The following is a 19,781-nucleotide window of genomic DNA, read 5'->3' as shown; positions in this document are numbered from 1 at the left end:
TCTTGTGCGTACCCATGCTGTTGTCTTGTCCCTGGTCATCGCCGCTGGCGCGGCAGCGAGCCCAGCCACCGCGGCGCCGGCGCCCGGCTGGGAGCATCCCGGCTTCGACGCTGAGGACAGCCACTACAACCCGGCCGAGTCGGTGATCAACGCGGGCAGCGTCGGACGGCTCGCGAAGAAGTGGTCGGTGCGGCTGCGGGATGTCCCGGAGAGCTGCTCAGGCTGGTCGCCGCCGCTGGTCGCAGGCGGTCAGGTGATCGTCACCGACAAGCTCGGGATCTCGGCTTACGGCGCTGATTCCGGGGCTGTCCGGTGGCGTTTCGACTGGAATTGGCCTTCCGATAATTCAACGCCGACCTTGGCGGTCAGTGGCGGTTTGCTGATCGCCGCCAACGGCGACTGCAACTCCCAGAGCGGGCAGCTCACGGCCCTGAATCTGGCAGACGGGAAGGTCCACTGGAAGCTTCCGTTGGACGTCCCGATCCGGTCGGCGGTGGTGGACCAGGGCGTCGTGGTGATCTCCGGCTGGTCCCAGTCCGATGAGGAGCTGGTGGCGGGTTTCCGGGCCTCGGACGGCAGGCGGTTGTGGGACAAACCGGGCTGGTCGTCGTCGGGTGTGTCGGCGAACGGCGTGATCCTGATGCGCAAGACAGACGGGTTCGGTGCGGCCGATGGTGGGACGTCGGCGATCTCAGTCCGGGACGGGGTGCTGAGGTGGAGCCGGTTGGAGAATTGGGTGGCAGAGGCCGCTTTCGACGGCAGCTTTTACGTGACCGACCAGCAACGGAATTTGATCGCCGTTGACGAGACGGATGGGTCTGTGCACTGGACGGCAAAGGGGAAGGCGAGCGCGCTGATCGCGGTGGACGGGCAACGGGTCTACCGGTCGAGCGGCAGGGTGGTCGAGGCAGTGGATGGCCAGACCGGTCGGCGAGTCTGGAAAACCCCAATGGCGGTTGAGGCAGGGCAGCCGGTCCGAGCTGGGGGCCTTTTGTACGCAGGGGGCCAAGTCCTGGCGGCTTTTAACGGGAACGTCCCAGGGCCGACGTTTGGCGGGCATGTGGTCGTCAGCGGCGGAAGGCTCTACCAGGTCAACGAAAGAAGGCTCACCGCTTACGCGCCATGAGGTCATGTCGAGTGCCGGATTTGCGGGAGCTCGGGTGTAGCAACTTCGTCTCATGTGGACTAGAGCGCTGCTGGCGGATCACATCGAGAGTGCCCACGTCTTAAGATCACGGATCTTGACCTGTTGATCATCGGCTGGCGTTACAGCGGACATGGGGTGTGGTTGTGGACTTCGACGAGATTGCGGTTGCTCTCGAACAGATTCGTGAGGGTCGGCCTCGCGGACCGAAGTCCCTTCACCAGTCAGCGACTCTGCTCTGGGCGGCGCAGCGTGCTGCCGCCGGTGAACCTCGGGTGGCCGCTTGGCACGATGTCCGCAGCCAGTTGACCGAGCTCGTCGCGGCAATGGGGGAGCAGGGCGGTAGCGAAACCGTAGCCACCGGAATCTTGCGGCTGGGTGACTCGTCAATTATCGACCTCGTATTTGAAACGCCGCACGAATTTGGTACCGCTGCGCAGACTGGTCTTCTCTTCGATCAGCAGAACCCCTTTATGGGGTTGACGGATGACGCTTATGAAACTCTTGCGGAGCAGGGCAACTTCGATAAATTCGCGGAGATTGCGCTCGATGGCCTTCCGAAACCTAAAGCACGCCTCGTCCGAGAATACTTCGGGTTATTTGCGGGATTTGGCGAAGTTCCGGGCGTGCCGGAGGGGACAGTGTTTGAGAATCGGGCAGCACTCGCGGATCGTAAGGTTCATCTTAACCATCAAGCGGGAATCGTCGGAAGCGGCGAGCGGGGGGCTGAGTCAGTTGTCGTCTCTGGCGGGTACGAAGATGATGAAGATTACGATGACCTCATCATTTATACCGGTCATGGCGGACGAGACCACGCTACGGGGAAGCAAATTAAGGATCAGAGCTTTGAAGGTTCCGGCAATGCGGCACTCGTTACCAGCCATGTGAACCAAGCGCCGGTGCGGGTGATCCGCGGCTTGGACGCGAAGAGCGGAGGTGGATACCGATACGACGGTCTGTTCTACGTTGAGTCCTTCTGGCAGGAGCGCGGAAAGAGTGGCTTCAACGTGTGCCGTTATCGGCTAGTGAAGGTTTCAGAAGTCGCGCAATCGGCCGCGACCATCGTGGACAAAGTGGTTCTCCCGCAGGGAAATATCACGCCTGGCCGGAGAGTGGCGACTGTTGGTCAGATTGCACGAGTTCGCGCGCTGTCTCGTGCAATAAAGGTGCTGCATGACTTCACATGTCAACTATGCGGAGTCCGCCTGGCGGTTGCCGGCCGCGGCTATGCGCAGGGAGCGCATATTCGGCCGGTAGGCCGACCGCACGACGGCACAGATACTGCGGACAACCTCCTCTGCCTGTGCCCTAATTGTCACATTCTTTTTGATAACGGGGAGGTCCTAGTGGGCGACGACTTTAGGATTATCTCGACTTACCCGAACCTCGGATCACTTAGCCTGGTCGATGGCCACGAGATCAGCTCGGAAAACTTGGCATACCACCGCAATATGTTCCCCCAGCAGTGAAGAACATCGGTAACGCCAAGACGTGAACCGACGTGTCTTGGAGGTTGGGTTCATAGCACTGAGCTGAACTCGATAGCGTTGACCCGCACCGTAACCACCGCGACCAAGGGGAACACTCACGTGGAGCTGCTGCACTCCGGCAAGGTTCGGGACGTCTATGCCGACCGAGGCGACCTTCTCCTGGTCACCTCGGATCGGATTTCGATCTATGACGTCATCCTGCCCACGCCGATTCCGGACAAGGGCAAGATTCTCACTCAGTTCTCGCTCTGGTGGTTCGAGCAGCTCGCCGACGTCGTGCCGAACCACGTGATCTCGGCGACCGACGTGCCGGCTGAGTTTCAGGGGCGGGCCATTCGGTGTGAGCGCCTTGAGATGGTCATGGTGGAGTGCATCGCCCGGGGTTATCTGGCGGGCTCGGGGCTCAAGGACTATGAGCGGGAGAGGAAGATCTCCGGCAACCTGCTGCCGGACGGGCTGGTGGAGTCGTCGCGGCTTCCGGAGCCGATCTTCACGCCCAGCACCAAGGAGCCGGTCGGTGGCGGGCATGACGAGCCGCTGACGTTCGAGCAGACCGAGGAACGGGTCGGCAAGGAGCTGGCTGAGGAGTTGCGCCGCGTCACGCTGGAGATCTACCGGCGTGGGTCGGAGATCGCCGCAGCCAAGGGCATCATCATCGCGGACACCAAGATCGAGGTTGGCAGGGCCGCAGACGGGACGCTGAAGCTCGGCGACGAGGTGCTGACGCCTGACTCGTCGCGCTTCTGGAGTGCCGACGAGTGGAAGCCGGGCAGTGTGCCGCGGTACCTGGACAAGCAGTTCCTGCGGGACTGGTCAGGCCAGCTGACCGATTGGGATCGGACCGCGCCCGGACCGGAGATCCCCGACGAGGTGGTTGAGGCGACCCGGAACCGCTATGTCGAGGTCTACGAGCGGCTCACCGGCGACACCTGGAAGTAACGACAAGGGCCCGGCTGGGAAGCGCCGGGCCCCCAACAACACGATCAAGCCCACTGCACCGTCGTCGCCGGCTCCAGCCGCGGCAGCCGGTCGCGCCACGGGTTCTCACCCGGGTGTCCGAGGTTGACCACGGCCAGAGACTTGAACCGGCCGTCCGGGAAGAACTCGCCGTCGACGCCGGCCTTGTCGAAACCGGTCATCGGGCCGGCGACCAGGCCGACCGCGCGGGCCGCCAGAACGAAGTATCCGACCTGCAGCGCGGCGCTGAACGTGCCATTGGTGATCCGCAGTCCCTCGTTCGCCTCGTACACGTCCCTGAGGCCCGGGTTGTGCGGGAAGATCTGCGGCACGTGCTCGTGGAACGACGTGTCGAGGGCAAGCACGGCAACGGCCGGCGCGCTTTGCGACTTCGCCCGGTTGCCTTCGTTGAGGTGCGGGATCAATCGGTTCTTACCTTCTTGGGTACGCACGAACAGCACCCGCAACGGCTGAGTGTTCGCCGCGGTCGGCGGCCATTTCGCCAGGTCCCAGATTTCGGCGAGTTCCTCGTCGGTGACCGGGGTTGGCGCGAAGGCCGATGCGGTGCGTGCGTCAGTGAAGAGCAGGGCGCGCCCGTCAGCGCTCAGGCGAGGGCTCGCTTCAGAAACAGTATCCACTTCTAAAAAAGTAGCGGCCAGTCACGAAAAAGCGGTCAGAAAGCCGCGTGAAGCTGATCACGAGGAATCAGGGAAGATGCTCGTCGGCCCAGAGGGCGACCTGATTCAGCGCCGGCACCAGCGCTCGCCCGGAACCGGTCAGTGAGTACGTGACCGAAACCGGCGGCCCCTCGTCGACGCTGCGATCGATCAGGCCGGCAGCCGCCAGTGACGACAGGCGGTTCGACAGGACGGAGTCGCTGATGCCGTCGATGAGGCGGGAAAGCTCTCGGAAACCGGCCGGCCCGTCCTGCAGCTTGCCCAGCACCGCGGCGTTCCACCTGCGGCCCAGGAACTCGAATGCGCGGGACAGGGCGGCGTCACGCTCGGCGCACGTCAGACCCACGACCGTCATGAATGCAAAAGTACCGCAGGCTCAGGTGCGCAGGGGCTGCTCGGCCCGGTGGCTCAGGCTCAGCTGGCAGACACCGCCGCAGGTGAGTTGCTCACCGCAGGTCGGGCACCAGTCATTGGTACGCCGGAGGTACCACCCGAGGGCCACTCCGGAAAAGAGGCTCAGCAGTCCGACTATGGCTGAGACGGTCACGGCGCCGGTCATGAAAGCGGGCCTCTGTTCATCGGCGTGCGGCGCACCAGGCGCAGGCCGCGGTGATCGAGCGTCGGGTCGTTGTCGAAGCGCGACGTCACGTAAGGCGCGGTGAACGTGTCGACCCCGGTGCCGCGGTGGCTGTCCGGCCGGTAGGTCACCGTGACCGCGCGAGGGGAGGACGCCTCGATGATGCCGGCCCGCCAGCCGTCTCGGTAGACCCACACCGGATCCGCCGGGCGGTAGCTCTCGGACGGGGCCACGTCAGCCGGGTCGCGATGCGGCGGCGTGACGGTCGGCGTGGACGCCATCGTGTCCGACAAGTGCGTCTTCGACATGTGCGTGCCTCCACTTTTCTCACTGAGGCTGGTGGCGGGGACCACACATCGTCCGAGCAGTCTGACTTTTCGGCACGCTGTGTTAGCGGTCGGTACGTGTCTGTCAGCTATCATGCTCGTCATCAAGTGCGTCCGCAAGGCCGTCTGCACGTGCATCTGCTTCGCGCAGATGCGCCCGGTCGACTGTCGGACGTGGTTTCGCGGCGGACGATCTCCGCTCTAGGATGCTTGTGACTGTGCCGGGCAGTCACATCGTGGCGACGAGGAGTCAGGTGAGCGCGGGTTCGCAGGAGGAGGCGCCGGGCGGTGGCCCGACCGTCCTCCGCATTCTGCTCGGCTCCCAGCTCCGGAAGCTGCGAGAGTCCAAGGGAATCACCCGTGAGGCGGCCGGTTACGAGATCCGCGCATCCGGCTCGAAGATCAGCCGGATGGAGCTGGGCCGGGTCAGCTTCAAGGAACGTGACGTCACCGACCTCTTGACCATGTACGGCGTGGTCGACAGCGACGAGCGCGAGGCATTGATCGGGCTCGCCCGGCAGGCCAACAACCCGGGCTGGTGGCACCACTTCAGCGATGTCCTTCCGGGCTGGTTCCAGGCGTACCTCGGGCTGGAGGCGGCTGCCTCGCTCATTCGTACCTATGAGATTCAGTTCGTACCGGGCCTTTTGCAGACGCCGGACTACGCGCGCGCGGTGATCATGCTGGGTCACGCGGGCGCGAGCGCCGCGGAGATCGACCGGCGGGTCGAGGTCCGGCGCCACCGGCAGCAGATTCTCACTCGCTCGGGTGGCCCGCAGCTCTGGGCCGTGATCGACGAGGCGGTGCTGCGCCGGCCGATCGGCGGCGTCGAGGTGATGCGTCAGCAGATCGAGGCGCTGATCGAGGCCTCGAAGATGCCGGGCGTGCGGCTCCAGATCATCCCGTTCCACGCGGGTGGGCACGCCGCGGCCGGCGGCCCGTTCGCGATCCTGCGCTTCCCAGAGCCGGAGCTGCCGGACGTGGTCTACGTCGAGCAGCTGACCAGCGCGATCTATCTGGACAAGCGCGAGGACGTCGACCACTACGCGATGGCGATGGAGCGGGTCTGCATCGACGCCGAGCCGCCGAACCACACGCCCGAAATCCTCGGAAAGCTGCTGCACGAGGTTGGCCGGCCCGCCTGAGCAGGCGGACCGTGGAGATCTCGGACAAAGCACGGTCCGGTCGCGCGGCGACCGGACCGTTTCGGTATCCGGTCTCAGGCGACCAGGTTGTCGAAGTCTCCGTCGCGGACGCCACCGAGGAAGGCCTCGATCTCGGCGCGGGTGTAGATCAGCGCAGCACCCTCGGGGTCCCTGGAGTTGCGCACGGCGACGTCGCCACCGGGCAGGACAGCGCACTCCACACAGTTGCCACTCGGGTTGCTGCGACGGCTCTTCTGCCAGACAGCGCCCTGCAGTTGGCCGGCTGGCATGCCGTTGACCATGTAGGCCATTCCAAGCTCCCTTGGTCAGCCCCGGACCGCCGATCGATCCGGGGGTGGTGATGTCACGTGCCAATCGGGCCGAGAATGCAGATGCACGTGCATCTGGCCTTGCGTAGTCACGTGATTTTGAGCATGATAACGCACGTACTGGTCCCCATGGTTGTCACTTAGGGTGACATCTTTAGGTGATGGGTCGGTCGCGGAGCGACGTCTGCGGCCTCAGCGCGAGGCTCCCCTGGCGGGGGCGATCTGAGCGAGAGGTGACGAGTGTGTCGATACCCAACATCGGCCCGGAACATCCCGATCCGTCGGGTCCGTCGGTGCCCGACTTGACGCGCCGCGGGAATCCGGCGCTGCTGTTCCGAGATGAGCCCGCCATCGGCGAAGTTGTCGCGGCGGACTCGCGGGCCAGCACGGTCTCGCACCGGTTCGGCGGGGTGAGGTACGCGTTGAGCCGGCCCGGTGGTTGGACCACCACCGGGTCGCCTGTCGAGGAAGGTGAGTCCGACGCGCGCGAGTGACCTCATTCGTTGCCGCCAGCCACGGCCAGCCGGGCAGCGGCCCGCCCGCAGCAGGTGGGGCGTGTCGGCGCCACGGATCCGTGACGATCGGTTGCGGCCGAGCACCCCGCTCTGGCCGGTGTACGAGTTCGCCGAGGCGGATTACTGCTACGGCGTGGGCTCGATCCGGCTCCGGGTGACGCGGGTCGACCGGTCGAAGCCGATCCCGCACGACGGTGACACCTGGTTCGGTGTGCGAGGCGTGGTCGTCGACCGGGCCGGCCACGCCGGCGAGGTCCGGGAGATGTTGATCCGGGCGGGGCGGTTGCCCGTCCCGCCGGCGTGCAAGCGTCCGCGCTTGCGGGTGTTACGGAGTGCACCCGTCTGACGCCGGATGGACGGTCCGGTTCCCCGTGCTGGGCCGCCCATCCGGTCTTGGAAACTCACAAATTCAGCTTTACTGGAAAACCCCCGCCGGGCCGAGCCGGCGGGGGTTTTCACATGCTTGAGACGTCTCAGGGTTTGCGCGCGACCCCGGACCAGTAATACGCGGCTTTCGGGTCGGCGACCTCGTCGTCGGGCCGCCAGCTCGACACCGGGACCAGGCCCGGCTCCAGCATCTCCCAGTCGCCGAAGAAGCGGGCCACCTCGGCCTCGGTCCGCGCGACAAGCGTCATCCCGGCGCCGGTGGCGGCGGAGACGGCCGCGTTCACCTCGTCGGGGTTGAAGTCGGCGGTCGGGTGGGTGATCGCCAGCAGGCTGCCGGACGGCAGAGCGTCGCGCAGGGCGTCGACCGTGGCCCACGGGTCGTCGGCGTCGGAGAGCAGCATCAGGATCGCGATCAGGGTGAGACCGACCGGTTTGGTGAGGTCCAGCGTCTCGCGCAGCGCCGGGTCGTCGAGGATCGACCGCGGGTCGCGGATGTCGGCCGAGATGTACTCACTGCGGCCCTCCGGCGTGCTGATCATCAGCGCGCGGGCGTGGACCAGCACGATCGGGTCGTTGTCCACATAGACGACCCGGGCCTCTTTGTTGAGCCCCTGGGCGATCTCGTGAAGGTTGGGCCTGGTCGGGATGCCGGTGCCGACGTCCAGGAACTGGCTGATGCCCTCTTTCGCCACCAGGTCGCGAGCCACCCGGTGGACGAACTTGCGGTTTTCCCCAGCCATGTAACGCATGCCGGGGATGGCTTTCATCATGGCCTCGCCGACGGCGCGGTCGACGGCGAAGTTGTCCTTGCCGCCCAGCCAGTAGTCGTAGATGCGAGCGGAGTGCGGGACGTTGATATTGACCCCGGGCGGGGCCACCTCGTTGCTGCCCTTGTCCACGACCGCCTCCTTGCGCCACGACCCCGTCGCCGATCAACTCGGTCCGTCCAGGGTAGCGGCAATGATTGACCGACTTAACCCCCGGAGACCGAATACGGCTACCGAATGTGCCGGTTCTTCAGGCTGCCGAGGCGTGCTCGGCATGCCCTCTCGCGCCGCCCCGATGGTCGGTGGCGGACACGACACGGTCACGTCCGGCGTGCTTGGCAGCGTACAGGCGACTGTCTGCTGTGGACAGTAGGGTCGGCTGGGTCGGTGCCGGGACCTCGTCGGAGACCGCGACACCAATGCTCACCGTGACCGGCAGACCGTGAGTGATCGGTCCCCAATCGTGGGCGCGGACCGACCGCCGGATGGTGTCCAGGATCGTTCTGGCCCGGCGCGGGTTCGTGCTCGGCAGCACGATCAGGAACTCCTCGCCGCCGATCCGGGCCGCGAAACCGTCCGGACAGGCGGCCGCGACCCCGCGGGCCAGCAGGTCGGCGACCGCGACCAGGACCTGATCGCCGACGCTGTGCGAGAGCCGGTCGTTGACCTGCTTGAAGTGATCGAGATCAACCAGGGCGACGGTGAGTGCGGGGTCGCTCTGGATCAGCTCCGGCAGCCTCTCGTCGACGAACCTCCGGTTGTGCAGGCCGGTCAGCTGGTCGCGCCGAGCCTGCTCGCGGAACCGCTGTGCCTCCTGCCGAGCCTCGTCGGTCTCGAACATCGCCTGCCGGGTCCGGGTCCGTGCCTCCCGCTGCAGCGAGTGCCTGCTTTGGTACGCGCTGAAAAACACCTTGTGCGCCTCGAACGCCTCCTCGAAAGCACCCTGGGCGGCATGTAGCTCGGCCTGCTCCTGGTGAACGCGTACCAAAAGGTCGCCGAGGTCGCGCTCCAGGCACATGCCACGGGAGGCGTCGAGGGTGGACTGGGCCCGCGCGTACGCGCCGAGACCACGCTGCGCCCGGGCGAGCGTGAGCAGGTACATCGCCAGCGCGTCAGCGGCGTCGTACCGGCCCTCCTCGTGCCGCTCGATGCATTGGCGCATGGTGGCCTCGGCATCGGCGTACCGGCCGTTGCCGATCTGGATCCAGCCGACGGTGTCCAGGTATGCCGGCTCGAGCTTCTCGCCACGCTCGTCGGCGAGCCGCAGCAGCCGGTCGGCGACCTCCTCGGCACGCTTCTGGTTGCCGGTGTCGAACTCGGTGTACGCGTAGTTGTTCAGCAGGCAGAGCAGTGCCGGAGAGCCGGTCTCGACGGCCAGTTGCTCGGCCTGCTGGTAACGGATCCGGGCCGCGTCCATCGAGCCGGCCGCCCAGAGCGCGTCGGCCAGCTTGGTGCGGTGCCAGATGTGCATGTGCGTGGTGGAGTCGCCGTCGAGCAGCTCGACCGCGAGCACCGCCTGCTCCAGCGCCTGCTCCGCGTCGCTGAGGTGCTGGTGGATGTAGGACCAGACCAGGTGGGTACGCGCCATCAGCCGCCGGTCGTCGTGGCTGAGCGCCCACTGGTGCACCTGCCAGATCTGCGCCGACGCGGCGGCCACGTCCCCGGAGCGCAGCAGCATGTTGGCCTGGCAGAGCTGTGCCCGGGCCACCAGCGACTCGTCGCCGAGGGCGAGAGCGGCCTGTTCGATCGCGAGGGCGTTCTGCAGCTCGGCCGCCGCGTTCCAGGACCGCTCGTCCTCGATCTTGAGGAGAGCGGCCGACAGTGCCTCGATGCTGTTCACGAGCTCGTCCACCCGGGTTCTCCTCTCACCTGCTGAGGGCTCCGATCGGCCGCGCCTTGCTAAGCCTGAATGATTTCGCGCTGTGTTCGTCGAGGGTAGCTCTGCGTAAACGGACAATTTCCTACATGTGACGACGCCCGCACTCATCGTGAGTGCGGGCGTCGTTGACGCGGTTGGATCTACTTGGCGAGGGCCGGCTCCTTCACGTCGGCGACCAGCGGGGTGCCGATGTCGACAGTGCTGCGCAGCTTCGCGGGCTTCATCGCGATCGCCGCGATCACGCCGATCACCGCGACAGCGGCGGAGATCAGGAAGATGTGCCCGGTGGCGTCGCCGTACGCGGCCCGGACCATGTGCTGGACCGCCTCCGGCAGGCTGCTCAGGTTGAGCGCGCTGACGCCGTCGCTGCTGCCGCCCGACTGGCCCGCCGCGGCGAGCTGCTCGGTCATCGAGTCGGACACCCGGCGGGCCAGGACCGCGCCGAGGACCGAGACGCCGATCGTGCCACCGAGCGAGCGGAAGAAGGCGATCGTCGAGCTGGCCGCGCCGATGTCCTTGAGCGAGACGGTGTTCTGAACCGCCAGGACCAGGTTCTGCATCGACATGCCGACACCGATGCCGACCAGAGCCATCGAGGCGCCGACGTACCAGAGCGAGGTGTCGTGGTCGAGCATCGAGAGCCCGGCGAAACCGGCGACCAGGGTGATCGTGCCGGCCACGATGTACGGCTTGATCTGGCCGCTCTTGGTGATCATCCGACCGGCGATGGTCGAGGAGATCAGGATGCCGATCATCATCGGGATCATCAGCAGGCCGGCCTGGGTCGGGCTGTACCCGCGGCCGATCTGGAAGTACTGGCCGAGGAAGACCGAGCCGCCGAACATCGCCATGCCGACCGCGAGGCTGCCGATGATGGCGAGTGCCGTGGTGCGCTGGCGGACGATCTGCAGCGGGACCACCGGCTCACTGACCCGCGATTCCACCCAGACGGCGAGAGCGAGCAGGATCAGGCCGCCGCCGACCATGGCGAAGGTCTCCCAGGACATCCAGGCGAACGAGCTGTCGACGAACGAGACCCAGACCAGGATCACGCTGACGCCTGCCGCGATCAGGCTGGCGCCGAGGTAGTCGATCTTCACGTTGTCCCGGCGCATCACCGGCAGGTGCAGGGTCTTCTGCAGGACGATCAGAGCGATCACGGCGAGCGGCGCGCCGATGAAGAAGCACCAGCGCCATCCGAGCGCGTCGGTGTCCACGATCAGGCCGCCGAGCAGCGGGCCGCCGACGGTGGCGAGAGCCATCACGCCGCCGAGGTAACCGTTGTAACGGCCGCGCTCCCGCGGCGGGATCATCGCGGCGATCGCGACCTGGACCAGCGCCTGAACGCCGCCCATGCCGAGGCCCTGGAACGCGCGGGCCGCGATCAGCTGCTCGGTGTTCTGGGTGAAGCCGGCGATCAGCGATCCCAGCACGAAGACGACGATCGAGATCTGGACCAGCATCTTCTTGCTGTAGAGATCGGAGAGCTTGCCCCAGATCGGTGTGCTCGCGGTGGCGGTGAGCAGGGTGGCCGTGACGACCCAGGTGTACTGGGTCTGGCTGCCGTTCAGATCACCGATGATCTTCGGAAGCGCGGTCGAGACGATGGTGGAGCTGGCCATCGCGACGAAGAGCACGAGCAGGAGCCCGGAGAGGGCCTCCATGATCTCGCGGTGCGTCATCGCGGTCTGGTCGGCCCGGGTTGTTGTTGGGGCGCTCATCGCGCTGCCTCCAAGCTGGGCGTGCCGAATGGGGATTGCTGGTTGATCAGGTCTTGGGCGAAGCGCTGCACTGATGCCGCAAAGGCGGCGATCTCCTCAGGGCTCCACTCGGAGAGGGCGCTGGCGAGCCGCTTGTCGTAATGCGCGATGACCTCGTCGAGCGTGGTGTTGCCGTCGCTGGTGAGGCGAAGGGTGCTGGCGCGACCGTCGTCCGGGTCGGCGGCGCGGGCCACCAGGCCGGAGCGGACCAGGGCGCCGATCGTGCGGCTGATGGTCGACGGGTCGAGCGCGTGCTCGGCGGCGAGATCCTTCATGTGGCAGCCGAGCGGCTCGCTGCGGCGAATCGCGGTGAGGACGCCGACGGTGCCGACCGGGGTGACCGAGCTCTGCTTCAACAGGCGTACCGCCTTGAGCAGCTCCTGCAAGGCCGCCACCAAGCGGTGCGAACCGCTGTCGTTTTCCATGGCACCTCCCGTGATGGTTGCTGCATACAACTATCTCCCCGAACTTGCCCGTTGCGCAAGTTTTCCCATTGGGAACTGAGTCACACGCCGATATGCTCATCCCCATGAGCGTGCCGACCACCGAGCCGGGCCTTCGCGAGCGAAAGAAGGCAGCTACTCGTCTCTCCCTGTACGAGGCGGCCTTCCGTCTCGCGATGGAGCACGGCCCGGACCGGATCACGGTCGAGGCGATCGCGGACGAGGCCGGCGTCTCCCGGCGTACGTTCTCGAATTACTTCGCCAACAAGGAGGAGGCGCTCTTCTACGGCGACCGCCTGCGGATGCGACAGGTGGCGGAAATGGTCCGCGCCCGTCCGGCGGACGAGACGCCGTGGGCCGCGCTCAGCGCGGCCGCAGCGGAGTTCTACAGCGAGCGAGGCGATCTTGATCCGGAGTGGACGGCGCGCACGCGCTTGATCCGCCGGCATCCGTCGCTCGCCGCCGCACAGATGCAGAGTTTCGCAGCGATGGAGCGCGAGATCGCAGCGGAGGTTTCCGGCCGTCTGGGTCCTTCCGACCCCCGAGGGGTACGCGCGAGGCTCATCTCCGCCACGTTCCTGGTGACGTTGCGTGTCTCGTTGACGGTCTGGCTGGAGCACCCGACGGACACGACGTTCTGGGAGCTGGCCGGCGAGTCCTTGGCCGAGGCAGGCCGAGGCTTCGCATGACCCCAGCAAAGCAAACCTGACTCAGGCAAACGAAAAGCGCTATTCCGGGACGGGGGGACCCGGAATAGCGCTGCTCATCGAATTACCCCGTGGGTCAGCCGGTGAAACCTGCCAGGATCCGGGTGAATTCGAAAGCCGTCTGGGTCACGTTGGTGCACTGGAACAGGGCGCCCGAGCAGGCATTCTTGTCACGGTGCATCTCCCAGAGCGAGACGAACCCGATGTGGTTGGCGTTCGCGAACGCGACCAGGTCCTTCGCGTCCGACTGGGTGAACGTGCCGTTGTCGTCGTTCACGCCGATCATCGGGGTCACGCCGACCATCTTGAAGGCGGCCGCGTCGCTGTTTCCGTAAACCGACTTGATCTGGTCCTTCGTGGACTTGACGGCCTGGATCGCCAGATCGCCGTAATCCTGGGTCGAGCGGCCGTAGTCCATCGCCATGATGTTGACGAGGTCCAGGTCGACGCCGGCGGTCCTGGCGGACTTGACCACGTTCAGGCCGTCCGCGGTGAGGCCCTCGGGCAGCACCGGCAGGGTCAGCGAGATCTTCAGGCCGGGGTTGGCCTTCTGCAGCGCGGCCAGTGCGGTCGAGCGGCGGGCCACCGACGCGCTGTCCGCGACGGCCGCACCCTCGATGTCCAGGTCGATGTAGTTCAGGTCGTACGCGTCGACGACGGCCTGATATTCGGCCTGGAGGGCGGCGACGCTGGTGCACGCCTGGGCCAGCTCGGTGCCGGTCGCGCCACCGAACGAAACCTTCACGTCGCCGCCGGCCGCGCGTACCGCGGTGATCTGGTCGGCGAACTGCTTGGCCCGCGGATCGAACGCGGCGAACCAGCTCGCCTTGCAGCCGGAACTGGTCACGAACGCGAGGCTGAACGACTTGACGTTGCCGCCGGCGGCGAGCGACGAGAGCGTGGTCGCGCCGTTGGAGAGCAGGCCCATGTCGACGTACGGCGCGACCAGGACGTTGCCGCTGGTCCCGGAGGTGCTGGTCGGGCTCGCCGTCGTGGTGGCGGTCTTCGTCGGGGTCGCCGGGGCCGAGGTGCTGGGCGAAGCCGTGGCAGTCTTGCTAGCGCTGGGCGAGGCGGTGGCGGTCTTAGTCGCGGTCGCAGTGGCAGTCGCAGTCGCGGTGGCGGTGGCGGTGGCGGTCACCGAGGGAGAAGCCGACGCCGTCGCCCCGCCGGTGCAGGGCGCGCCGTTGATGGTGCAGCTGATCGGAGCGCCACTACCCGCGACGATGAAGCCGAACGACGCGGTCGAGCCGGCCGGGATGGTCCCGTTCCAGGCCGCGTTCTTCGCCGTCTTGACGGCGCCGGATCCGGTGAGCGTGGTGTCCCAGGAGCTGCCCAGCTTCGCGGTCGAGGGCAGACCGAAGGCCACCTCCCAGCCGTTCACTGTCGCGCCGGTGCCGTTGGAGATCGTGTAGTGCGCCTGGTAACCCGTACCCCAGTCGCTGTCCTTCACGAAGGCGGCGGTGAGCTTGCCCGAGGACGCGGGCGAGGTGGCAGCGACCGCCGCGCCGATGCCGCCGCCGACCGCGAGGACCGCGGCCGTGGCGTAGATGGCGAGCCGCAGACGGCTGCGTTGCATGAGTGAGCTCCGATCGCGGAAGAGGACGACGGATGATCACTCTCGTCCGGTACGGCTTAACGAGTCTCGCGTTCCGGCTTAAAGGATCCCTAAATGCGGGTCGCCAGGCCGCCGAGCAGCAGAGCCAGCTGACGCCGCCAGGCCTGCGGATCGGCGGAGTGCTGGGCCACCCCGGCGTTCGCCATCATCAGCAGCTCCAGGTCCGTCCGGCTGAAGTCGGCGCGCAGCCGGCCGGCCCGCTGGGCGCGGACGTACACGTCGACGGCGCGCTGCTGCGCTGAGGCGCGCAGGGCGGCGAGCCGCTCGTCGTCGTCAAAAGCCGTCGTGACCAGCAGTTCCGCGAGCCCACGGTCGGTGGCCTGCAGCTCGCACACCCGGGTGAGGTAACCGACGAAGCCGGCCCACGGGTCGGGGTGTTCCAGGGACAGTTCGGCGAGGCGTACCGCCGCGGTCATGTAGCTCGCGAAGACCTCGGCGATCAGGTGCCGCCGGCTGGGGAATCGGCGATAGAGAGTGGCGTTGCCGACGCCGGCGCGCCGGGCGATCTCGTCCAGCGACGCGTCGAGTCCCTGCTCGGCGAAGACTTCACGAGCGGCGGCGAGCAGCGCAGCTCGGTTTCGTCGGGCGTCCGCACGCAGCCGGGTGGCCATGCGCATGAGGATACGACGTTCACAGGGAAAGACGGAGATCCGATGTTACGGTCCGGACGATCATCATCAGACGTGCCGGAGGTCAGCGAAATGCGGCGACAGGTCGATATCCCGACGGCGGACGGCGTCGCCGACGCCTACCTGGTCACGCCGGACGGCGACGGGCCGTTTCCGGGAGTTCTGCTCTTCATGGACGCGTTCGGTCTGCGTCCGCAGATCATGGAGATGGCGAACCGCATCGCCGAGCGTGGGTACGCGGTCCTCGCACCGAACCTCTTCTACCGCAACGCGCGCAGTCCGCTCGTCGACCCGGCTGACCTGGTCGACGAGGCGCGCCGTGGTGCCGCGTTCGGCCGGCTCATGCCGATGATGCAGCAGCTCACCGCGGAGCGGGTGGTCGCCGACACCCGTGTCTACCTGGAATTCCTGGGCCGGGATCAGGTCGGCATCGTCGGGTACTGCATGGGCGGGCGGAACGCGCTGATCGCGGTCTCCGCATTGCCGGACCGGTTCGCGGCTCTCGGCAGCTTCCACGCCGGGAAGGTCGTCACCGACGACCCGGCCAGCCCGCACCGGCATGTCGGCACGATCACCGGCCAGGTCTATTTCGGACACGCCGACAACGACGGCTCGATGACGCCGGACAACATCAAGGCGCTGGAGGCGGCCCTCTCGGAGGCAGGCGTCACCTACACCTCGGAGCTTTACCAGGGCGCGCCGCACGGTTTCACGATGGCCGACACCGCGATGCACCACCCGGCCGGCGAGCAGCGGCACTGGGAAGCGCTGTTCGCCCTGCTGGAACGGACACTGCCGGTCAGGTGAGGCAGAACTCGTTACCCTCGGGATCGGTCATCACGAACCACGAGTAAGGCCCCTGCCGGCCGGCTTCGACGAAAGCGGCGCCGCGCGCGATCAGCTTGTCGCGCGCGGCCTCCCGGTCCTCCTCGCCCACCCGGACGTCGACGTGCACCCGGTTCTTCACGGTTTTCGCTTCCGGCACCGCCTGGAAGAGGATCCGGCTGCGGCCGGCGCCGTCCGGGTGCACGATCGCCCCGCCGATCCGCCAGACCAGCTTGCCGTTGTGCAGTTTCGTCTCGTCGCCGGTCGCGAAGCCTTTGTCGACCATGTCCTTGATGAACGCCTCGTCCTGTGGCTCCACCTGCCAGTCGAGGGTCTCCGCCCACCAGTCGGCGAGTGTGTGCGGGTCGCTGCTGTCGACGACGATCTGCAAGTCGTAGGGCATGACCCGAACCTACCCATGAGATAGGACAGAAAACGGCCTAATTGGCGTAGAGGCCCGGGAAGAAACGGTCGATCGCCGCTACGTCGTACACATGCCTTATCTCGTTGATCAAGCCATCCTCGACCGCGAGAAATTCGACAAGCCTCGCCGTGCCGAAAGGCCCGGCGAGGTCGTACATGAGCGCGGCGCCGTCGATCGCGTCGGTACGCGCGATCAGATCGACCCGATCCGAGAAGGCAGCGATCCGGTGCAGGACCTGGAGCAGCTCCTCGTCGTCCACCGGGGCGTCGAGGTTCCACTCGGTCTCGACATCAGGTGTGAGCACGCGGCGAGCGGCCGGCAGGTCGTCGGCGGTCCACGACTGGACCCAGAAATCCACGACATCCACGGCTGATCAGCCGTTCAGCATGGTGTCGGCGGAGACGAACGTGTACCCGAGGGCCTTGACCCCGGTGACCAGGGTCTTGAGATGGTCGGTGCCGAGGTAGGGGTGGTAGAAGCAGCTCGCCACGCCGTCGCGCACGACCAGGTTGCGCTCGGCCGAGGCGATCAGGTCGGCGGGCAGCCGGACCGGGTGGTTGTTGAACGCCTCCGGCTCGACGTTGCCGATGTTCTCCGGCACCACGACCGAGCCGTACACATCGCGGACCGTGTACGGGAAGAACTGCCCGAACTGGCGTGCGTAGTCGTACTTGGCGCCGGTCAGCACGCCCGGGAAGTAGAGGCCCCGGTCGTAACGCTTGCCGAAGAGGGAGTTCACCGCCTGGTAATCGGCCGGGCTGGCCGCGTAGTGCGGGAACTCGAAGATCTTCGGAGCGCCCAGGCCGGTCGCCACGAACACCGCTCCGGAGGAGACCATCCGAGCCGTCGCCCAGGTGACCGAGTCCTCCTTGACCGGGCCGTCGTAGATGACGCTGTCGTTGGCGTCGACGTGCGCCATGTAGAACTCGAAGTCGTTCGCGCTGACGCCGTCGTACGGGTTGGCCACCGCGCCGTACTGGTGGGTGTACCCGTGCATGATCAGCGTGCCGCCCTTGGACTGCATGTACTTCAGCGCGGCGACCACCTTCGGCTTCGACGCCAGGGTGTAGTCCTGGGCCTTGCCGCTGTTGTTGACGCCCTTCGGGTCGCGGTACCGCGGGTAGACGGCGACGCTGAACGGCACCTTCTCGGCGGCCAGGTAATCGGCGATCGCCTTGAGGTCGTCGGGATCGGCATCCGGGCCGACGTCCTCGAGGCGGATCAGAGCGCGGTGCCGCTCGGTCGTGCCGCCACCCAGAGCGTCGAAGAGCAGGTCCGCGAAGACCAGGTACCGGTCGTCGTGGGTGACGTACGAGAAAGGGATCTCGCCGATGTAGGTGAGGTTGCCCGATTTCACCGCCCACGGGAACGTGGTGCCGTCGGCGCGGACCGCGGTGGCCAGCGTGCTGACCTTTGCGGTGTCGCTGATCGGCAGGTTCATGATGCCGGAGTTGTTGTCCGAGCTGCGGGTCAGCTTCTTGCCCTTGTAGGCGACCTCGGTGACGGAAGCAAGGTCGAAGGTGCCGCTGGCGAAGCCGTACTTCGTGGTGAAGCCGTCCTTCGCCGCGAGCTGCCAGATGTTGTCGTAGACCCAGACGACCGGCTTGCTGGTAGCCATCACGTCGGTGAGGAACGCGGCCGGCAGCGGCTCGTCGTACGTCGAACCCAGATAGATGACAGCGGTGTACGCGTTCAGGTCGCCGGACTTGTACTTCGCGACGGGCGCGGCCGTCCAGGTGCCGAAGTGCGAGGCCAGGTTCGCGGTCTGGGTGGCGTAGACCTCACCGAGCCAGCCGTAGTCGTTCGTGGTGTCGTACAGAACGAGGGTCTTCGCGGAGCCGGCGCCCGGCGCCGCCTTGCCGGTCTTCGACGTACTCGTCGTCGTGGCGGGAGCTGCGTCGGCGGCCATGCTGTTGACGCCGACCGCGACAGCCGCGGCCGTGGCCGCGCCGGCGCCGAGAAGGGTGCGGCGGGAGATCTTCGGGGCGCGCATCAGGCAAGTACTCCAGAGGTGATGACGTTCTGCGAAACGGGCATGGCTTCGGGTGCGGGCGCGAGACCCAGAAGTGCGGCGGTCGCCTGCGCGGTACGCCGGGCGGCAAGCCCGTCACCGTACGGATTTCCGCCGGCGGTCATGGCGTCCCGGCGGACCCGGCTGTCGAGCAGTGCGGACGCTTCCTCGACGATCCGGGCGGTGTCCGAGCCGACCAGCTTCGCGCAGCCCGCGGTCAGTGACTCGACGCGCTCGGTGACATCGCGCAGCACCAGTGCCGGAACACCGAACGACGGCGCCTCCTCCTGGATGCCGCCCGAGTCGGTGAGCACCAGGTAGGCCTCGGAGAGCAGCCGGGACAGGTCCGGGTACGGCAACGGGTCGGTGATGGTGACCCGCTCGACACCGGCCAGCGCGGCGTCCACCTGGGCCCGGACGGCCGGGTTCGGGTGGCTCGGCAGCACGATCTCGATGTCGTCGTAACGCTCGATGAGTTCCTTGACCGCGGCGAGGATCCGCCTCAGGGGCTCGCCCCACGACTCGCGGCGGTGCGCGGTGACCAGGACCAGACGGTTCTTGCTGTTGGCGCGGGCTTGCGCAACGGCGGCGTTCTCGAACGGCAGCTTGCGGCCGGCCATCGCGAGGGTCGCGTCCACCACGGTGTTGCCGGTGATCAGGACGTCGGTGTGGGCGATCTTCTCGTCCAGCAGGTTCATCGCGGCAAGCGGCGTCGGCGCCAGGTGCAGCGAGGCGACCTGGGCGACCAGGCGGCGGTTCGCCTCCTCGGGGAACGGCGAGTCCAGGTCGCCGGAGCGAAGACCGGCTTCCAGGTGGACGACCGGGATGCGGCGCCAGAACGCGGCAAGCGCGCCGGCCAGGCTCGTCGTGGTGTCGCCCTGCACGATCACGGCGGCCGGGGTGCGTACCGACCAGAGCTCGTCGAGCTCGCGGACCATCGCGGTGAGCAGCTCGGCCTGGGTACCGGTGAAGCGCTCGACCTGGAGGGTGATGTCCGGCTCGAGGCCGAAGGCGGCGAGCGCCTGGGTGACCATCGTGGGGTGCTGGCCGCTGGCGAGCAGGACCGGCTGGAGCAGACCGGCCTCCCGCATGGCGATGGCGACGGGGGCGAGCTTGACGGCCTCGGGGCGGGTGCCGCCGATCAGGTGAACTTCACGCATGAGAGACATGGGGG

22 protein-coding genes are annotated in these 19,781 nt (G+C 66.9%); 8 read left to right on the top strand and 14 right to left on the bottom strand.

All coding sequences use genetic code 11. The annotated features are described in order from the left end of the window. The first annotated feature begins 25 nt into the window (after window positions 1-25). The 3 genes from ACQP2E_RS37540 (at window position 26) to ACQP2E_RS37530 (ending at window position 3,573) form a co-directional block, all read left to right on the top strand. Complete coding sequence (locus ACQP2E_RS37540; protein WP_433827672.1) at window positions 26-1,126, top strand: PQQ-binding-like beta-propeller repeat protein; 1,101 nt, start codon at window positions 26-28, stop codon at window positions 1,124-1,126. Window positions 1,127-1,290: 164 nt separating this feature from the next. Then, a complete protein-coding gene (locus tag ACQP2E_RS37535; RefSeq protein ID WP_433827671.1) occupies window positions 1,291-2,613 on the top strand; it encodes a YDG/SRA domain-containing protein in 1,323 nt (440 codons plus the stop codon). A gap of 120 nt (window positions 2,614-2,733) precedes the next feature. Then, window positions 2,734-3,573 (top strand): phosphoribosylaminoimidazolesuccinocarboxamide synthase, encoded by an 840-nt coding sequence (locus tag ACQP2E_RS37530; protein ID WP_433834244.1) that lies wholly within the window; start codon window positions 2,734-2,736, stop codon window positions 3,571-3,573. A gap of 44 nt (window positions 3,574-3,617) precedes the next feature. Here ACQP2E_RS37530 and ACQP2E_RS37525 read toward each other — a convergent pair whose 3' ends face one another. The 3 genes from ACQP2E_RS37525 to ACQP2E_RS37515 form a co-directional block, all read right to left on the bottom strand. Beyond that, the gene (locus tag ACQP2E_RS37525) at window positions 3,618-4,229 is read right to left on the bottom strand and encodes a malonic semialdehyde reductase (RefSeq protein WP_433827670.1); all 612 of its coding nucleotides are present in this window, start codon (window positions 4,227-4,229) and stop codon (window positions 3,618-3,620) included. Window positions 4,230-4,296: 67 nt separating this feature from the next. Then, on the bottom strand, window positions 4,297-4,623 hold the full coding sequence (locus tag ACQP2E_RS37520; RefSeq protein ID WP_433827669.1) for a winged helix-turn-helix transcriptional regulator: 327 nt from the start codon (window positions 4,621-4,623) through the stop codon (window positions 4,297-4,299). Window positions 4,624-4,823: 200 nt separating this feature from the next. After that, complete coding sequence (locus ACQP2E_RS37515) at window positions 4,824-5,153, bottom strand: hypothetical protein (protein ID WP_433827668.1); 330 nt, start codon at window positions 5,151-5,153, stop codon at window positions 4,824-4,826. 272 nt (window positions 5,154-5,425) lie between these two features. Between ACQP2E_RS37515 and ACQP2E_RS37510 the strand changes: the two genes are divergently transcribed. Then, window positions 5,426-6,316 carry a helix-turn-helix domain-containing protein gene (locus ACQP2E_RS37510; RefSeq protein WP_433827667.1) on the top strand — a complete coding sequence of 297 codons (891 nt, stop codon included), beginning with the start codon at window positions 5,426-5,428 and terminating at the stop codon, window positions 6,314-6,316. Between the two features lie 74 nt (window positions 6,317-6,390). On the opposite strand, the gene ACQP2E_RS37505 is transcribed toward ACQP2E_RS37510, so the two are convergent. Further along, a complete protein-coding gene (locus ACQP2E_RS37505) occupies window positions 6,391-6,627 on the bottom strand; it encodes a DUF397 domain-containing protein (protein WP_433827666.1) in 237 nt (78 codons plus the stop codon). Between the two features lie 260 nt (window positions 6,628-6,887). On the opposite strand from ACQP2E_RS37505, the gene ACQP2E_RS37500 reads away from it, so the two are divergent. Both ACQP2E_RS37500 and ACQP2E_RS37495 read left to right on the top strand, forming a co-directional pair. Then, on the top strand, window positions 6,888-7,139 hold the full coding sequence (locus ACQP2E_RS37500; protein ID WP_433827665.1) for a hypothetical protein: 252 nt from the start codon (window positions 6,888-6,890) through the stop codon (window positions 7,137-7,139). Window positions 7,140-7,200: 61 nt separating this feature from the next. Then, window positions 7,201-7,506 carry a hypothetical protein gene (locus ACQP2E_RS37495; RefSeq protein ID WP_433827664.1) on the top strand — a complete coding sequence of 102 codons (306 nt, stop codon included), beginning with the start codon at window positions 7,201-7,203 and terminating at the stop codon, window positions 7,504-7,506. Window positions 7,507-7,633: 127 nt separating this feature from the next. Here ACQP2E_RS37495 and ACQP2E_RS37490 read toward each other — a convergent pair whose 3' ends face one another. From ACQP2E_RS37490 to ACQP2E_RS37475, 4 genes are all read right to left on the bottom strand, one after another. After that, window positions 7,634-8,446: an SAM-dependent methyltransferase gene (locus tag ACQP2E_RS37490; protein WP_433827663.1), complete on the bottom strand. Its 813-nt coding sequence runs from the start codon at window positions 8,444-8,446 to the stop codon at window positions 7,634-7,636. A gap of 118 nt (window positions 8,447-8,564) precedes the next feature. Further along, window positions 8,565-10,166: a diguanylate cyclase gene (locus tag ACQP2E_RS37485; protein ID WP_433827662.1), complete on the bottom strand. Its 1,602-nt coding sequence runs from the start codon at window positions 10,164-10,166 to the stop codon at window positions 8,565-8,567. A 167-nt stretch (window positions 10,167-10,333) separates the two neighbouring features. Then, complete coding sequence (locus ACQP2E_RS37480) at window positions 10,334-11,914, bottom strand: MDR family MFS transporter (protein ID WP_433827661.1); 1,581 nt, start codon at window positions 11,912-11,914, stop codon at window positions 10,334-10,336. Beyond that, window positions 11,911-12,378 (bottom strand): MarR family winged helix-turn-helix transcriptional regulator, encoded by a 468-nt coding sequence (locus ACQP2E_RS37475; protein ID WP_433827660.1) that lies wholly within the window; start codon window positions 12,376-12,378, stop codon window positions 11,911-11,913. The genes ACQP2E_RS37480 and ACQP2E_RS37475 overlap by 4 nt, the downstream gene beginning before the upstream one ends. A 104-nt stretch (window positions 12,379-12,482) precedes the next feature. Between ACQP2E_RS37475 and ACQP2E_RS37470 the strand changes: the two genes are divergently transcribed. Continuing rightward, window positions 12,483-13,085 carry a TetR/AcrR family transcriptional regulator gene (locus ACQP2E_RS37470; protein ID WP_433827659.1) on the top strand — a complete coding sequence of 201 codons (603 nt, stop codon included), beginning with the start codon at window positions 12,483-12,485 and terminating at the stop codon, window positions 13,083-13,085. A 94-nt stretch (window positions 13,086-13,179) separates the two neighbouring features. Here ACQP2E_RS37470 and ACQP2E_RS37465 read toward each other — a convergent pair whose 3' ends face one another. Together ACQP2E_RS37465 and ACQP2E_RS37460 are read right to left on the bottom strand one after the other, a co-directional pair. Beyond that, window positions 13,180-14,679, bottom strand: coding sequence for a cellulose binding domain-containing protein (locus tag ACQP2E_RS37465; RefSeq protein ID WP_433827658.1), 1,500 nt, complete (start codon window positions 14,677-14,679; stop codon window positions 13,180-13,182). A gap of 89 nt (window positions 14,680-14,768) precedes the next feature. Continuing rightward, complete coding sequence (locus ACQP2E_RS37460; protein WP_433827657.1) at window positions 14,769-15,329, bottom strand: TetR/AcrR family transcriptional regulator; 561 nt, start codon at window positions 15,327-15,329, stop codon at window positions 14,769-14,771. A gap of 90 nt (window positions 15,330-15,419) precedes the next feature. Between ACQP2E_RS37460 and ACQP2E_RS37455 the strand changes: the two genes are divergently transcribed. Further along, on the top strand, window positions 15,420-16,154 hold the full coding sequence (locus tag ACQP2E_RS37455) for a dienelactone hydrolase family protein (protein WP_433827656.1): 735 nt from the start codon (window positions 15,420-15,422) through the stop codon (window positions 16,152-16,154). Here ACQP2E_RS37455 and ACQP2E_RS37450 read toward each other — a convergent pair. Genes ACQP2E_RS37450 through wecB form a run of 4 tightly spaced genes read right to left on the bottom strand, consistent with a single transcriptional unit; the run spans window position 16,147 to window position 19,767 of the window. Next, the gene (locus tag ACQP2E_RS37450) at window positions 16,147-16,575 is read right to left on the bottom strand and encodes a VOC family protein (RefSeq protein ID WP_433827655.1); all 429 of its coding nucleotides are present in this window, start codon (window positions 16,573-16,575) and stop codon (window positions 16,147-16,149) included. The genes ACQP2E_RS37455 and ACQP2E_RS37450 overlap by 8 nt on opposite strands. Window positions 16,576-16,612: 37 nt before the next feature. Beyond that, window positions 16,613-16,963 carry a hypothetical protein gene (locus tag ACQP2E_RS37445; RefSeq protein ID WP_433827654.1) on the bottom strand — a complete coding sequence of 117 codons (351 nt, stop codon included), beginning with the start codon at window positions 16,961-16,963 and terminating at the stop codon, window positions 16,613-16,615. Between the two features lie 6 nt (window positions 16,964-16,969). Next, window positions 16,970-18,589 (bottom strand): DUF2334 domain-containing protein, encoded by a 1,620-nt coding sequence (locus tag ACQP2E_RS37440; RefSeq protein WP_433827653.1) that lies wholly within the window; start codon window positions 18,587-18,589, stop codon window positions 16,970-16,972. After that, a complete protein-coding gene (gene wecB, locus ACQP2E_RS37435; protein WP_433827652.1) occupies window positions 18,589-19,767 on the bottom strand; it encodes a non-hydrolyzing UDP-N-acetylglucosamine 2-epimerase in 1,179 nt (392 codons plus the stop codon). Before wecB ends, ACQP2E_RS37440 begins: the two co-directional genes overlap by 1 nt. Window positions 19,768-19,781 lie beyond the last annotated feature (14 nt).

The sequence above is a fragment of the Actinoplanes sp. CA-015351 genome (genome assembly GCF_050955685.1).
In the GTDB taxonomy this organism is placed as follows: Bacteria; Actinomycetota; Actinomycetes; order Mycobacteriales; family Micromonosporaceae; genus Actinoplanes.
Note: the sequence above shows the minus strand (reverse complement) of the source record. Positions and strands in the feature narration are given on the sequence as shown.

What these genes read in the sequence shown, in the direction of transcription:
- ACQP2E_RS37520 (WP_433827669.1), bottom strand. Translation starts at nt 4,623, where the DNA reads ATGACGGTCGTGGGTCTGACGTGCGCCGAGCGTGACGCCGCCCTGTCC.
- ACQP2E_RS37515 (WP_433827668.1), bottom strand. Translation starts at nt 5,153, where the DNA reads ATGTCGAAGACGCACTTGTCGGACACGATGGCGTCCACGCCGACCGTC.
- ACQP2E_RS37505 (WP_433827666.1), bottom strand. Translation starts at nt 6,627, where the DNA reads ATGGCCTACATGGTCAACGGCATGCCAGCCGGCCAACTGCAGGGCGCT.
- ACQP2E_RS37480 (WP_433827661.1), bottom strand. Translation starts at nt 11,914, where the DNA reads ATGAGCGCCCCAACAACAACCCGGGCCGACCAGACCGCGATGACGCAC.
- ACQP2E_RS37475 (WP_433827660.1), bottom strand. Translation starts at nt 12,378, where the DNA reads ATGGAAAACGACAGCGGTTCGCACCGCTTGGTGGCGGCCTTGCAGGAG.
- ACQP2E_RS37470 (WP_433827659.1), top strand. Translation starts at nt 12,483, where the DNA reads ATGAGCGTGCCGACCACCGAGCCGGGCCTTCGCGAGCGAAAGAAGGCA.
- ACQP2E_RS37465 (WP_433827658.1), bottom strand. Translation starts at nt 14,679, where the DNA reads ATGCAACGCAGCCGTCTGCGGCTCGCCATCTACGCCACGGCCGCGGTC.
- ACQP2E_RS37460 (WP_433827657.1), bottom strand. Translation starts at nt 15,329, where the DNA reads ATGGCCACCCGGCTGCGTGCGGACGCCCGACGAAACCGAGCTGCGCTG.
- ACQP2E_RS37455 (WP_433827656.1), top strand. Translation starts at nt 15,420, where the DNA reads ATGCGGCGACAGGTCGATATCCCGACGGCGGACGGCGTCGCCGACGCC.
- ACQP2E_RS37450 (WP_433827655.1), bottom strand. Translation starts at nt 16,575, where the DNA reads ATGCCCTACGACTTGCAGATCGTCGTCGACAGCAGCGACCCGCACACA.
- ACQP2E_RS37440 (WP_433827653.1), bottom strand. Translation starts at nt 18,589, where the DNA reads ATGCGCGCCCCGAAGATCTCCCGCCGCACCCTTCTCGGCGCCGGCGCG.
- wecB (WP_433827652.1), bottom strand. Translation starts at nt 19,767, where the DNA reads ATGCGTGAAGTTCACCTGATCGGCGGCACCCGCCCCGAGGCCGTCAAG.